The organism is Paraburkholderia sp. JHI2823 (assembly GCF_038900695.1).
In the GTDB taxonomy this organism is placed as follows: Bacteria; Pseudomonadota; Gammaproteobacteria; order Burkholderiales; family Burkholderiaceae; genus Paraburkholderia; species Paraburkholderia mimosarum.
In genome coordinates this window covers 71,781-84,674 of sequence record NZ_JAYMRY010000005.1, presented here as the reverse complement: position 1 = coordinate 84,674, position 12,894 = coordinate 71,781, and the positions used below count along the sequence as shown (strand labels likewise).

The 12,894-nt window shown below is 65.3% G+C and carries 10 protein-coding genes; 1 reads left to right on the top strand and 9 read right to left on the bottom strand.

Annotated elements, in window-relative coordinates; genetic code table 11:
- Nucleotides 1–65: 65 nt before the first annotated feature.
- The 6 genes from VSR34_RS08060 to VSR34_RS08035 form a co-directional block, all read right to left on the bottom strand.
- Nucleotides 66–1,541 (bottom strand): amidase, encoded by a 1,476-nt coding sequence (locus VSR34_RS08060; protein ID WP_042287927.1) that lies wholly within the window; start codon nt 1,539–1,541, stop codon nt 66–68.
- A 121-nt stretch (nt 1,542–1,662) separates the two neighbouring features.
- Nucleotides 1,663–3,180, bottom strand: a complete 1,518-nt coding sequence (locus VSR34_RS08055; protein ID WP_342962278.1) for an efflux transporter outer membrane subunit — start codon at nt 3,178–3,180, stop codon at nt 1,663–1,665.
- Nucleotides 3,181–3,197: 17 nt separating this feature from the next.
- Complete coding sequence (locus VSR34_RS08050; RefSeq protein ID WP_028211107.1) at nt 3,198–4,340, bottom strand: ABC transporter permease; 1,143 nt, start codon at nt 4,338–4,340, stop codon at nt 3,198–3,200.
- Nucleotides 4,337–5,323, bottom strand: a complete 987-nt coding sequence (locus VSR34_RS08045; protein WP_042287931.1) for an ABC transporter ATP-binding protein — start codon at nt 5,321–5,323, stop codon at nt 4,337–4,339. The genes VSR34_RS08050 and VSR34_RS08045 overlap by 4 nt, the downstream gene beginning before the upstream one ends.
- Nucleotides 5,320–6,270 (bottom strand): HlyD family efflux transporter periplasmic adaptor subunit, encoded by a 951-nt coding sequence (locus VSR34_RS08040; protein WP_342962277.1) that lies wholly within the window; start codon nt 6,268–6,270, stop codon nt 5,320–5,322. The genes VSR34_RS08045 and VSR34_RS08040 overlap by 4 nt, the downstream gene beginning before the upstream one ends.
- Nucleotides 6,267–6,977 carry a TetR/AcrR family transcriptional regulator gene (locus VSR34_RS08035; protein WP_028211105.1) on the bottom strand — a complete coding sequence of 237 codons (711 nt, stop codon included), beginning with the start codon at nt 6,975–6,977 and terminating at the stop codon, nt 6,267–6,269. The genes VSR34_RS08040 and VSR34_RS08035 overlap by 4 nt, the downstream gene beginning before the upstream one ends.
- Before the next feature lie 180 nt (nt 6,978–7,157).
- Here VSR34_RS08035 and VSR34_RS08030 point away from each other — a divergent pair, with 180 nt between their 5' ends.
- Nucleotides 7,158–7,760 carry a response regulator transcription factor gene (locus VSR34_RS08030; protein ID WP_028211104.1) on the top strand — a complete coding sequence of 201 codons (603 nt, stop codon included), beginning with the start codon at nt 7,158–7,160 and terminating at the stop codon, nt 7,758–7,760.
- A gap of 98 nt (nt 7,761–7,858) precedes the next feature.
- On the opposite strand, the gene acnA is transcribed toward VSR34_RS08030, so the two are convergent.
- The 3 genes from acnA to VSR34_RS08015 all read right to left on the bottom strand — a co-directional run bounded on the left by acnA (nt 7,859) and on the right by VSR34_RS08015 (nt 12,645).
- A complete protein-coding gene (acnA, locus tag VSR34_RS08025; RefSeq protein WP_342962276.1) occupies nt 7,859–10,576 on the bottom strand; it encodes an aconitate hydratase AcnA in 2,718 nt (905 codons plus the stop codon).
- Nucleotides 10,577–10,652: 76 nt separating this feature from the next.
- Nucleotides 10,653–12,104, bottom strand: coding sequence for a bifunctional 2-methylcitrate dehydratase/aconitate hydratase (locus VSR34_RS08020; protein ID WP_342962275.1), 1,452 nt, complete (start codon nt 12,102–12,104; stop codon nt 10,653–10,655).
- A gap of 19 nt (nt 12,105–12,123) precedes the next feature.
- Nucleotides 12,124–12,645 (bottom strand): hypothetical protein, encoded by a 522-nt coding sequence (locus VSR34_RS08015; protein ID WP_028211101.1) that lies wholly within the window; start codon nt 12,643–12,645, stop codon nt 12,124–12,126.
- Nucleotides 12,646–12,894: the final 249 nt, after the last annotated feature.

The following is a 12,894-nucleotide window of genomic DNA, read 5'->3' as shown; positions in this document are numbered from 1 at the left end:
CACGATCTGTCGCGTCGATGTGAAAAAAGGCAGCGCCACGGCGCTGCCTTTTTTGCTTCCGCTGCTTACGCGTCGAGCTGCGCGGGCAAGCGCCGCTTGACCCACTGCGTGGCCTGATCGTATGCGTGAGCGAGTTGCAGCACCGAAAGATCGGCACGCGGCTTGCCGATGATCTGCAGACCCATCGGCAAGCCTTGCGCATCGAAGCCCGCAGGCACGCTGATGACGGGCAGCCCCGCGAGACTGCCGCCAATCACGACTTCCATCCAGCGGTGGTACGTATCCATCGCGCGGCCCGCGATCGACTTCGGCCAATGCTCGCTGGCGTCGAACGGGAAGAGTTGAGCGCTTGGCAGCGCGAGGTAGTCGTAATGCTCGAACAGTGCGAGCAGCGTGTTGTACCACTGGCTGCGTGTGACTGTGGCGTTCCACACGTCTTCGGCGGAAAGCTTCAGACCGCCTTCCACCTCCCATTGCGCCTCGGGCTTGAGCAGGCGGTGCTTTTCCGGGTCGCGGTAGAACGCGCCGAGTGTGCCCGCGCACGAAAACTGGCGCAGCGTGAGCCATGCCTGCCACAGTCGCTCCATCGCGAAGTCGGGGCGCGCGGCCTCGACCTTGCAGCCGATCGATTCGAACTCCTTGACTGCCGTCTCGCATAGCGCGAGCACGCCGTCTTCCATCGGCAGATAGCCGCCGTAGTCGCCTAGCCAGCCGATGCGCGCGCAACGAAAATCGCGTTCCAGCGAGCCTGCGAACTGCACGGGATCTTCAGCGAGGGAAAGCGGCGCCCGCGCGTCGTAACCCGCCTGGGTGGAGAGCAGCATGGCGAGGTCGGGCACGTTGCGGCCCATGGGCCCCGCATAGCCGAGCTGATGGAAAAAGAGATCGTGGGCGGGCACGGAGGGCACGCGTCCTTGCGACGGACGAAAACCGAATACGTTGTTCCAGCCCGCGGGATTGCGCAGCGAGCCCATCATGTCGCTGCCGTCCGCCACGGGCAGCATGCGCAGTGCGAGCGCCACGGCCGTGCCGCCGCTGCTGCCGCCCGCGCTGCGCGTGGGGTCGTATGCGTTGAGCGTCGTGCCGAAGACCGTGTTGTAGGTGTTCGAGCCGAGGCCGAATTCCGGCGTGTTCGTCTTGCCGATGAAAATCGCGCCTTGTGCGCGCATGCGTGCGGCCATCAGGGCGTCGGCCTTCGGCACTTCGTTGCGCAACAGCGGCGAGCCTTGCGTCGAGGGAATGCCGGCCGTGGCCGTGAGATCCTTCGGCGCCTGCGGCATGCCGTGCATCCAGCCCAGGTACTCGCCGCGCGCGAGCTGGGCGTCGCGTTCATCGGCTTCGGCCAGCAGCGTGGCGCGTTCGCGCAGCGAGACGATGGCGTTGGCGGGCGTGTTCACACGCTCGATATGATCAAGGAACGCGCTCATCACCTCGCGGCAGGACACCTTGCGCAGGCGGATCCATTCCGAAAGCTCGAGTGCGTCGGCCGCCACCAGATCGTTGAGTGAAAGTTGCGCGGGGGACAGCGATGCCTGATTCATACGTGTCTCTCGTTTGCGGATGGGGCGAGGGGAAGGATCATTGTCGCGCAGCCGCGGCGCAGGCGGAAGGAAACGAATGGTTGCCGTCACAGGGTCGTGGTTGCCGCGCGGCGGGGCAACGTTACCGGGCGGGCGCGGTGTGGTCCGGGGTTTGCTCACTTGCGGCAGGCGGCTCGGCGCCGGGGAGTGTTGCGCCGCCCAGGGATTGATAGAGCGCAGCGGTGTCCGCGAGGCGATCGGCCTGCGCGCGCGTGCGGTCCAGCATCGTCTGGAGTGCCTGGCGTTGCGTGTCGATCAGCGCGAATTCGCTCACGCCGCCGGCCTTGTAGCGCGTCTGCGCGATTGCTGCGTTGGCCTGCGCGTCGCGCGCGGCGTCATCGCGCGCTTGCAGCTCGACCGCATCGTTCTGGAGCGCCTGGAGCGAGTCGGCGACCTGCTGCAACGCTTGCAGGACCGTCTGCCGATAGTCGGCGAAAGCGGCTTCATACGCGGCTTGTGACGCGCGTTTCTTCGCGCGCAATTCGCCGCCGTGAAAGAGCGGTTGCGTGAGGCCGAGCCCCACGTTCCAGATGTTCAGCCCGCTGACCACGTCCTCGATATGCGTGCGCTCCGATCCAATACTCGCGGACAGCGAGATCTGCGGAAAGAGATTGGCGGTTGCCACGCCGACGTTCGCGCTTGCCTCGTGCAGCAGTGCTTCGGCGGCGCGTATGTCGGGACGCTCGCGAGCGAGCGTGGAAGGCACGGTGAGCGCAACCGTATCGGGCAGATGCAGCGTATCGAGCGACAGGGTGTCGAGCGGTGCGGCGAACTGCGTGCTGGAAGGCGCGACGCCAAGTAGGATCGCAAGCTGATGATCTGCTGCGTCGCGCTGCGTTTCGAGCGGTGGCAGGGAAGCGCGCGTTTGCGCAACCAGGGTGCGCTGGCTGCGCACGTCGATTTCCGCCACGCCGCCGGCGGCCAGGCGCGCTTGCATGATCGTGAGCTGGCGCGCCTGCGTGTCGGCCACTTGCCGCGTGATTTCAATCTGGCGCTGCAAAGAGGCGCGACGGATGGCGGTGGACACGACGTTGGCGGCTACCGTTAAACGCGCGGCCTCCATTTCGTACGCCTGATAATCGACGTGGGCGAGCGTGGCTTCCAGCGCACGGCGATTGGCGCCGAACAGATCGAACACGTATGAGACGCTGACCGAAGCGTTGTAGAGCGTGAACGGCGGCGGGTTCGGCACCTGCGTGATGCCGAAGGCGGCGAGATCGATCTTCTGGCGCGTGCCGTTTAGCTTCAGATCGACGGCGGGAAAGTTCGTCGCGCCTGCCTGGGCGTTGTAGTTTTCGCGCGCCTCCACGAGCTTCGCGCGCGCGGAGTCGAGCGTTGGGCTCGCGCTCAATGCCTGATCGACCAGCGTGTTCAACTCCGCGCTGCCGAACTGTGTCCACCACGCGCGGGGCGCGTGCTCGGCGGTGGCGAAGGTCTGTACGCAGCCGCCCGGGCCTGCCGCGCTCGCGGTCGCCGCCGGCACGGGCTCGCGTGTCCAGCCGGTGGCATCGGGCGCCGAGGGCGTGTGGAAATCGGGGCCGACGGTGCAGCCCGCGAGCAGGAGCCCAAGCAGAAGGATGGAGGAGGCGTCGCGCTTCATCGTCGTGAGCCTCCGGGCTAGTCCAGCGTGCGCCGGTAAAAGCGCAGCGCGATCATCATCACCGCGACCGTGAACACGGCGAGCGGCCACACCGCGGGCCACAGCTCGTTCCAGCCGTTGCCCTTGAGCAGGATGCCGCGCACGAGCCGGTTGAAATACGTGAGCGGCAGCAGATTGCCGAGCCATTGCGCCCAGCGCGGCATGCCGCCGAACGGGAACATGAAGCCGGAGAGCAGCAGGCTAGGCAGGAAATAGAACATCGTCAGCTGCATGGCCTGCAACTGGTTTTGCGCGAGCGACGAGAGCGTGATGCCCACCGTGAGGTTCGCCGCAATGAAAAGCAGGGCCGAAAGATAGAGCGCGACGAGCCCGCCCGCGAACGGCACATGAAACACGTAGCGCGCGGCGAGCACGATGATGGTCGCCTGGACCAGCCCGATGGCGACATAGGGGATGATCTTGCCGGTCATCACCTCGATGGGCAGCGCCGGCGTGGCGAGCAGGTTCTCCATCGTGCCGCGCTCGCGCTCGCGCGTGATCGCGAGGCCCGTCATCATCACCATCGTCATCGTCAGGATCACGCCCATCAGGCCCGGCACGACGTTGTATTGCGTGATGCCCTCGGGGTTGTAAAGCCTGTGCACCTGCACGTCGAAGGCGGCGGGCGTGCCGTTCAGGTGCGCGAGCGGGCCGGTGAGATCTTTCGCGACCACGGGCGCGACCAGTCCGGGTACGGCCGCAAGCGCGGTGGTGATGGCGGTGGGGTCGCTCGCGTCGGCCTCGATGAGGAGCGAAGGGCGTTCGCCGCGCAACAGGCGACGCGAGAAGTCGGTGGGTATGCTCAGCACGAACTGCACCGTGCCGCGCGCGAGCGCGCGGCGCGCCGAGGCCTCGTCGGGCATCGTTTCGATCACGTCGAAGTAGGCCGAATTGCGCATGCCCGCGACGAAGCTGCGCGCGAACACGCTGTCCTCGCCCACCACGATGGCCGTGGGCAGATGCTTGGGGTCGGTGTTGATCGCGTAGCCGAACAGCGTGAGCTGGATGATCGGCAAGCCGACGATCATGGCGAACGTGACGCGGTCGCGCTTGAGCTGGAGAAACTCCTTGAGCACGATACTCCACCAGCGCGCCAGGGAAAACGGGAACGACGCGCTCACTTTGTCACTCCACGGCCGTCACTGCGCTTTTGGTCGCCATTTGCATAGTTATCCTTAACCTGGCTCATCAAGTAGATGAACACATCTTCGAGGCCGGTGTCGATGCGCTCGGCGCGCAACGGCTGCCCTTCCACTGCGCGCGCGACTGCGGCGGCGAGCGCCGCGTGGTCGCGGCCGCTCGCGTGCAGCGCGGAGCCGAACACGACGGTCTGGTCAATGCCTCGCGCGTTGCGCAGCTGCGCGGCGAGGGCGGAGAGACGTTCGCCATGAATGGCCCATGTTTCGAGGTTCTGCCCGGCGATGACCTCGCTGGCCGTGCCCTGCGTGAGCAGCTTGCCGTAAGCGATATAGGCGAGCTTGTGGCAGCGTTCGGCTTCATCCATGTAGTGCGTGCTCACGAGCACCGAGATGCCCCGTGCGGCGAGCCGGTGCAATTCCTCCCAGAAGTCGCGGCGCGCCGTGGGATCGACGCCGGCGGTCGGTTCGTCGAGCAGGAGCAGTTCGGGCTCGTGCAGCATGCAGGCCGCGAGCGCGAGCCGCTGCTTCCATCCGCCCGAGAGCGCACCCGTGAGCTGGTTCGCGCGGCTCGCGAGGCCGAGCGATTCGAGCGCGCGATCGACGGCCTCGCGGCGCTTCGGCATCTGGTAGATGCGCGCGACGAAATCGAGGTTCTCGCGGATCGTCAGGTCTTCCCAGTACGAGAAGCGCTGCGTCATGTAGCCGACGTGCCGCTTGATCTGCGCACTTTCGCGCAGGATGTCGTAGCCAAGGCAGGTGCCCGAGCCGGAATCGGGCGTGAGCAGGCCGCACATGAGCCGGATCGACGTGGTCTTGCCGCTGCCGTTCGGGCCGAGAAAGCCGAATATTTCGCCGCGCCCGACGCGCAGCGAGACGTCGTTCACGACATGCTTGTTGCCGAAGTGCTTGTTGAGATTGTGCACGTCGATGGCATAGTCGCCGGTGGGCGGCGTAGAGGTGCTCATTGCAGCGTCACCTCGACTGGCTGGCCCGGATGCAGCTTCATGGCGTCTTGCGCGGCGGGCCGCGCCTCGATCATGAAAACGAGCTTCGCGCGATTTTCGTTGCTGTAGATGACGGGCGGCGTGTATTCGGCGGCGTTCGAAATCCACGTGATGGTGGCGGGAATCCGGGCGGCACAGCCGTCGCAGCGCACGTCGACCTTGCGGCCGGGCGCGAGCGAGCCGACCACCGTTTCGGGCACGAAGAAGCGCACCTTCACGTTTTGTGGCGGCAGCATCTGGACGACGGGGCTCCCCGCCTGCACCCATTCGCCGACGCGAAACAGCGTGTCGTAGACGAGGCCGCCGCTCGGCACGCTCACACGCTTCTGGTCGAGCCGCCACTGCGCTTGTGCGAGCGAAGCGCGCGACGCCTCGACTTCGGCGGCCTGCGCGGCGACTTGCGCGCTGCGACCCGGCAAGTTCGCCACGCGCACCTGGTTTTGCAGCTCGCGTACCTGGGCGGCCGTGGAAGCGGCCTGCGCGCGCGAGTCGTCGAGCTGCGCCTGCGCAATGCCGCCCGCGCGCAACTGCGCCTCGTCGCGCGTGAGCTGGAGCGCGGCCTTGCGCGCGTTGGCCTCGGCCTGCGCGAGCTGCGCTTCGGTCACGCGCACTTCGGGCGGACGCTTGCCGGTTTGCAGGTCGGCGAGCTGCTTTTGCGCGGCCGTGAGGCGATGCTGAGCCTCGTCGCGCGCGGCGGTTTCCTCGATCGAGTCGAGGGCGAAGGCGGCCGCATTGGCGGCCACGGTTTGACCGCGCGTGACGTTGAGATCGGTGAGTGTGCCCGGCTGCGACGAGGAGAGGTAGACATACTCGCCTTCGGCATAGCCTTGCCAGCCTGCCGGGCCGTGCTTCGAGCACGCGGCTAGCGCGAGGGCGGCGGCACACGCGCCCACGATCCTGCGCATCATGAAGCGTCTCCCTTGCTACGCGCGGCGCGGCGCGCGCGAACTTTGCGCGGCGCTGGCCGCAACGCGGCGCTCAACAGGGCGCTCACATGCCGGTGCAGCGCCTCGCGCTCGATTTTCGGGAAGCCGGGCGCGCTGAGCCAGATCTTCGAAGTCGCAAGCGGCAGCATGACGAGCGCGAGGATCGAGATGAAGAGCAGCGGCGCTTCGAGATCGGCGTTGACGCTGCCGTCGCGCTGCGCCTCGCCGATGCGCGCGGCAAAGCGCTGCAACTGCTCGACGGGCAGACGCTCGAGCATGCGCTCGCGCAGCAGGCCACCTTCGTTGACGATCTCGCGCAGCCATAGCGGCGGCAGCCAGGGCAGGCGCGAGGTGACGTCGAAGAGCCGCGCGACCAGTTCCTCGACGAGCGCTTGCGGGTCGCGCGCGGATTCGCGTTCCGCGCTCTCCCATACGAACGCGATCGAGCGCGCGATGCGCTCCTCGACCACGGCGTCGAGCAGCTTCTCGCGGTTCGTGAAGTAGTAGTGGACCATCGCGGACGTCACGCCCGCCGCTTCCGCGATCTGAGCCATGGTGGTGGCCGCGATGCCCTGCTCGCCGAACAGCTGCGTGGCGCTGGCAAGCAGCCGCTCGCGGATGTCGACATCGGGGGCGGCGGGGCGCCGGCCGCGGGGACGCGAAGAAACGGTGGCGGTGCGATTGACCATTGCTGAACTTTAATTCACGCGTTAGTTAAATTCAAACGGCGGGCGCTCGGCGTTAACCCTGCGGTGCGACATCACTGGCGTTTCGGAAATCTCCTATACAAAAACGGCGACGCGTCATTCAGGCTGTGAGCTCCCCTCTGAGAGCTCAAACAAATAAATCATTCCGCCATGGAACAGACAATGAAACGCATCGTTGTAGTCGATGACCATCCGATCGTGCTGAAGATGCTCCACAACGTGCTGAATACGGAGTACGAACTGGTAGGAGAGTGTGGCGACGGGGAAGAGGGCCTGCGCCTCGTGCGGGAACTGAAGCCCGATCTGGTGATTCTCGACCTCGAGTTGCCGAAGCTCGATGGCCTCTCGGTCATCCGCGGCATTCGCACACAGCAGCCCGACGCGCGCATTCTCGTGCTGTCGGCCAAGCCCGAACTCGTCATGGCCAATCACACGCGCGTTGCAGGGGCGAACGGCTACGTCAACAAGAATCGCGGCGTGGCGGAACTGTGCGGCGTGGTGAAAGCGGTGCTGCTCGGTTACGACTGCTTCCCGGCGGGCACTTGCGGCGGCGGCCGTGACGTGGCGCTAGACGGGCTTTCGCCGCGCGAGGTGGAGGTGCTTCAATATCTCGCGCGCGGTATGAGCAACAAGGGCATCGCGGCGCGCCTCGGGCTCTCGGATAAAACCGTGAGCACGTACAAGACGCGCGTGCTCGACAAGCTCGGCCTTTCTTCGCTAGCGGCGTTGATCGAGTTTGCTGCGTTGAACAAGCTGGTCGAGTGACGCACCCACGGAAAAGCCAAAAAAAAAGCCCGACTTGCGTCGAGCTTCAAATGTGACCGCACCCGTTGCCGGGCGCGGCACCTGCAAAAACTGCGTACTTACGCCGCGAGCAGCGAGCGCAGCACGAACGGCAGAATACCGCCGTGCTTGTAGTAGTCGACTTCGATCGGCGTATCGATGCGCAGCAGCACCTCGACGCGTTCCTCCTTGCCATCCTTGCGGCGGATGACGAGCGTCAGGTCCTGCTGCGGCTTGAAGTCGTCGGTCAGGCCTTCGATGTCGAACGTTTCCTCGCCGGTCAGGCCAAGCGACTGAACGCTGTCCGAACCCTTGAACTGCAGCGGCAGAACGCCCATGCCAACGAGGTTCGAGCGGTGGATGCGCTCGAAGCTGCGTGCGACCACGGCCTTCACGCCCAGCAGTTGCGTGCCCTTGGCTGCCCAGTCGCGCGACGAACCCGTGCCGTACTCTTCGCCGGCGAACACCATGGTCGGCGTGCCGGCGTCGATGTACTTCATGGCGGCGTCGTAGATCGACATCTGTTCGCCGCCCGGCTGGTGAATCGTCAGGCCGCCTTCCACGCGCGTGCCGTCGGCTTTTGCCGGAATCATCAGGTTCTTGATGCGTACGTTCGCGAACGTGCCACGCATCATCACGTCGTGGTTGCCGCGGCGCGAGCCGTAGCTGTTGAAGTCGGCCTTCTGCACGCCGTTCGCCTTCAGCCACTTGCCCGCGGGCGAGTCTTCCTTGATCGAGCCAGCCGGGCTGATGTGGTCGGTCGTGACCGAGTCACCGAAGATGCCCAGTGCGCGCGCGCCCTTGATCTCGGCGACTTCCGACGACGGCGTCATCGAAAAACTGCTGCCGAAGAAAGGCGGCTCGGCAATGTAGGTCGACTTCGGCCAGTCGTAGACCTGGCCTTCTTCGCCTTCGATCTTGCTCCACAGGTCGCCCTTCTTCGTGAGCTGGCTGTAGTTCTTCTGGAACGCGTCCGGATCGAGCGCGAACTTGAGCAGTGCGTTGACTTCCTCGCTCGTCGGCCAGATGTCGCCGAGGTAGATGTCACGGCCGCCGTTGCCCTTGCCCACCGGCTCCGTCATCAGGTCGCGCGTGATATTGCCCGCGATCGCGTAAGCGACGACCAGCGGCGGCGAGGCCAGGAAGTTCGCACGAATGTTCGGGTGAATACGCGCTTCGAAGTTGCGGTTGCCCGACAGCACCGCTGCGGCGACCACGTCGTTCTTCGTGATGGACTCGTTCAGTTCCGCCGTGAGATCGCCGGCGTTGCCGATACAGGTCGTGCAGCCGTATGCCGCGAGTTCGAAGCCGAGCTTCGAGAGATACGGCAGGAGGCCCGTCTTCGTCAGGTATTCCGTGACGATGCGCGATCCCGGAGCCAGCGAGGTCTTGATGTGCGGGGCGACCGTGAGCCCGGCTTCCACCGCCTTCTTCGCCAGCAGGCCGGCGGCCAGCAGCACGCTCGGGTTCGACGTGTTCGTGCACGACGTGATGGCGGCGATTAGCACGTCGCCGTTGTGCAGCTTGACGTCGCCGGTCACGGCGTATTCGGCCGTGAGGTCGTCGGCCTTCTTGCTGAAGCCGTTCTCCGCGACCGGCTTCGAGAACAGATCGATGAAGGTCGACTTCACGTTGCCGATTTCGATGCGGTCCTGCGGGCGCTTCGGGCCGGCCAGCGACGGCGCGACGGTGCCGAGATCGAGCACGAGCGTCTTCGTGTAGTCGATGTCGCCGGCCTTCGGAATGCCGTAGAGATCCTGCGCCTTGAAGTAGTTCTCGAAGGCCGAGATTTCGGCCTGCGTGCGGCCCGTGCCCTTGAAGTAGTCGATCGTCTTCTCGTCGACCGGGAAGAAGCCCATGGTCGCGCCGTATTCCGGCGCCATGTTGCCGATGGTCGCGCGGTCCGGCACCGAGAGCGATGCCGTGCCTTCGCCGAAGAACTCGACGAACTTGCCGACGACCTTCTCCTTGCGGAGCATTTCGGTGATGGTCAGCACGAGGTCGGTTGCGGTGCAGCCTTCGCGCAGCTTGCCCTTCAGTTCGACGCCCACGACGTCCGGCGTGAGGAAGTACACCGGCTGGCCGAGCATGCCGGCTTCGGCTTCGATGCCGCCCACGCCCCAGCCCACCACGCCGATGCCGTTGATCATCGTGGTGTGGCTGTCGGTGCCGACGAGCGTGTCCGGGTAGTAGACCGTATCGCCGCCTTCCGTCTTCTTGTGCACGCCGCGCGCGAGGTATTCGAGGTTGACCTGGTGGACGATGCCGATGCCCGGCGGCACGACCTTGAACGTGTCGAACGCCTGCATGCCCCACTTCATGAACTGGTAGCGCTCGTTGTTGCGCTGGAATTCCAGCTTCATGTTCAGGTCGAGCGCGTCCTTCTGGCGGAAGTAGTCGATCTGGACCGAATGGTCGACGACGAGGTCGACCGGCACGAGCGGCTCGATGACCTTCGGATCCTTGCCGACCTGCTTCGCGACGCCGCGCATGGCGGCGATGTCGGCGAGCAGCGGCACGCCCGTGAAGTCCTGCAGCACGACGCGGGCGACGACGAACGGGATCTCGTCGACGCGCGAGGCGTTCGGCTTCCAGCTCGCGAGTTGCTCGATATGCTCTTCCGCGATCTTCTTGCCGTCGTAGTTACGCAGCACGGACTCGAGCACGAGACGGATCGAGACCGGCAGGCGATTGATCTTCACGCCGAGCTGCTTGCCGAGTTGCGGCAGCGAGTAGAACTTGCCTTTGCCGGAACCGCTGTCGAATTCCTTGAGCGTTTTGTGGAGGTTGTGAGCCATGGTATTTTCCTTCGTTTAATCGCGGAAATAACGCTTACTGCACGCTTGCTGCTGTTACTGATGCCTGCCGGATTGCTCAGATCACGTACATGTCGACGTACTCGTTGACGGGTAAGCCGAATAGCCGCGCTTCGTCCAGCGAGACATCGAGAATAGCCTGCTGCTGCTTCGCCGGGAAGCGGCGCGCGAGGTTGGTTCGAAATTTCTCGAGCAGCAGCGGAATGCCTTCCTGGCGCCGCCGCTGGTGGCCAATCGGGTACTCCACGACAACCTCGTCGAGCACCGTGCCGTCGTTCAGTTCGACGCTCAGCGCGTTCGCGATCGAGCGCTTCGCGGGGTCGTGATAGTCCTTCGTGAACTGCGGGTCTTCCACGCACACCGTTTTGGCGCGCAACGCGTCGATGCGCGGGTCGCTCGCGACTTCGTCTTCGTAATCGGCGGCGGTGAGACGCCTGAAGACGAGCGGCACGGCGACCATGTACTGGATGCAGTGGTCGCGGTCGGCGGGGTTCGCGAGCGGGCCGCTCTTGTCGATGATGCGGATCGCCGCTTCGTGTGTACGAATGGTGATGCGCTTGATGTCCCCGACCGTCTTGCCCTTTTGGGCGAGCACGCCGTGCAGCGTCATCGCGGCTTCGGCGGCGGTCTGCGCGTGGAATTCGGCGGGGAACGAAATCTTGAACAGCACGTTTTCCATCACGTACGTGCCGTAGGGGCGCTGGAAGCGGAACGGCTGTCCCTTGAACGAGACATCGTAGAAGCCCCACGTTTTCGCCGTGAGCGCCGAGGGGTAGCCCATCTCGCCGGTCTTCGCCATGAGCGCGAGGCGCACGGCGCGCGCGGTGGCGTCGCCCGCGGCCCACGACTTGCGCGAGCCCGTGTTGGGCGCGTGGCGGTAGGTGCGCAGCGCCTGGCCGTCGACCACGGCGAGCGAAACGGCGTTGATGAGTTCTTCGCGCGTGAGCCCGAGCATCTGGCCGACCACGGCCGTCGAGGCGAGCTTCACCAGCAGCACATGGTCGAGGCCGACCTTGTTGAACGAGTTTTCCAGCGCTATGCAGCCCTGGATCTCGTGCGCCTTCACCATGCCTTCGAGCACGTGCTTCATGGTGAGCGGCGGCTTGCCCTGGGAAATGGCCGTGCGCGAAAGCCAGTCGGCGGTCGCGAGGATGCCGCCCAGGTTGTCCGACGGATGGCCCCACTCGGCGGCGAGCCAGGTGTCGTTGAAGTCGAGCCAGCGGATCATCGCGCCGATGTTGAAGGCGGCCTGAACCGGGTCGAGCTGGAACTGCGTGCCTGGCACCTTTGCGCCGTGCGGGACGACCGTGCCCGGCACGATCGGACCTAGCAGCTTGGTGCAGGCGGGGTAGGAGAGCGCCTCGAGTCCGCAGCCGAGCGTGTCGATCAGGCAATGCCGGGCCGTGGTCAGCGCAAGCGCGCTGTCGACACGGAAGTTCAGCACGTAGTCGACGATATCGACCAGTACCTGATCCGGCTGCGGCCTGACGTTGGATGTCGGCGCGGACATCGAGGCGTTCCGCTCGCGCTTACTGGCCCGCTGCGCCGCTCGCTGCCGGTGCAACGTTGCGGTTAAGGGCGTTGGCCTGCGTCGGCGCCGGCGCGCCTTGCTGCATTGCAACGGTCTTGCACTCGTCGGCGAGACGCGAGCTGTCCTTGTCCGAGAACAGCATGGCCTTGGTCGGGATCACGACGAGGTCGAGGCCGGTGGCGGCGTCGTGGAAGCGGTCGGCGCCCGTGGTCGTGGCCTGGCGCGGCAGGTTGTAGTTCTTGTTCGCCCAGTGGACGGTGACGATCTGGTCACGCGCCATGTCGCCCTTCAGGTCGAACTGCATGCCTTCAGCGCAGCTCCAGTGCTCCGAGCCTTCCGGGACCGCGTCGACCTTCGCTTCCTTGGCCGGGTTGGCCTTGCGCTTGATGATCTTGTGCTTCGGAGCCGGCTTCTTGGGCGTGGCGGTGGACGATGTGCCTTGTGCGGCGGCGTCGGTGGCGGCCAGCATCAGCGTCGAGGACAGCGTGCCGATAACAGCGGCGATCAGCAGTTTCTTCATGGAAGTCGAACCTTTATCTATCTAAATCGGTTGATCAGTGCGCGGCTGCGGGGGCAGCCGCCGTTTGCACTGCGTGCGCCCCGAAAGCGCGCAGCGGACGCTATTTTCACCTATTTATCGCCGTGAACTTCAAATTCTCGGGCCCTGTGTTGTTTGAGCCTTGGTTCGCGAGTAACTGGCTGTAACTGCCCTTGTCTGTCTCTGTTGCGCCATGTGGCGCGAAGTCCGCTTCGCTGCCGTGGCGCTATG

Coding starts and splice junctions, on each gene's coding strand:
- VSR34_RS08060 (WP_042287927.1), bottom strand. CDS start 1,541: ATGAATCAGGCATCGCTGTCCCCCGCGCAACTTTCACTCAACGATCTG.
- VSR34_RS08055 (WP_342962278.1), bottom strand. CDS start 3,180: ATGAAGCGCGACGCCTCCTCCATCCTTCTGCTTGGGCTCCTGCTCGCG.
- VSR34_RS08045 (WP_042287931.1), bottom strand. CDS start 5,323: ATGAGCACCTCTACGCCGCCCACCGGCGACTATGCCATCGACGTGCAC.
- VSR34_RS08040 (WP_342962277.1), bottom strand. CDS start 6,270: ATGATGCGCAGGATCGTGGGCGCGTGTGCCGCCGCCCTCGCGCTAGCC.
- VSR34_RS08035 (WP_028211105.1), bottom strand. CDS start 6,977: ATGGTCAATCGCACCGCCACCGTTTCTTCGCGTCCCCGCGGCCGGCGC.
- VSR34_RS08030 (WP_028211104.1), top strand. CDS start 7,158: ATGAAACGCATCGTTGTAGTCGATGACCATCCGATCGTGCTGAAGATG.
- acnA (WP_342962276.1), bottom strand. CDS start 10,576: ATGGCTCACAACCTCCACAAAACGCTCAAGGAATTCGACAGCGGTTCC.
- VSR34_RS08020 (WP_342962275.1), bottom strand. CDS start 12,104: ATGTCCGCGCCGACATCCAACGTCAGGCCGCAGCCGGATCAGGTACTG.
- VSR34_RS08015 (WP_028211101.1), bottom strand. CDS start 12,645: ATGAAGAAACTGCTGATCGCCGCTGTTATCGGCACGCTGTCCTCGACG.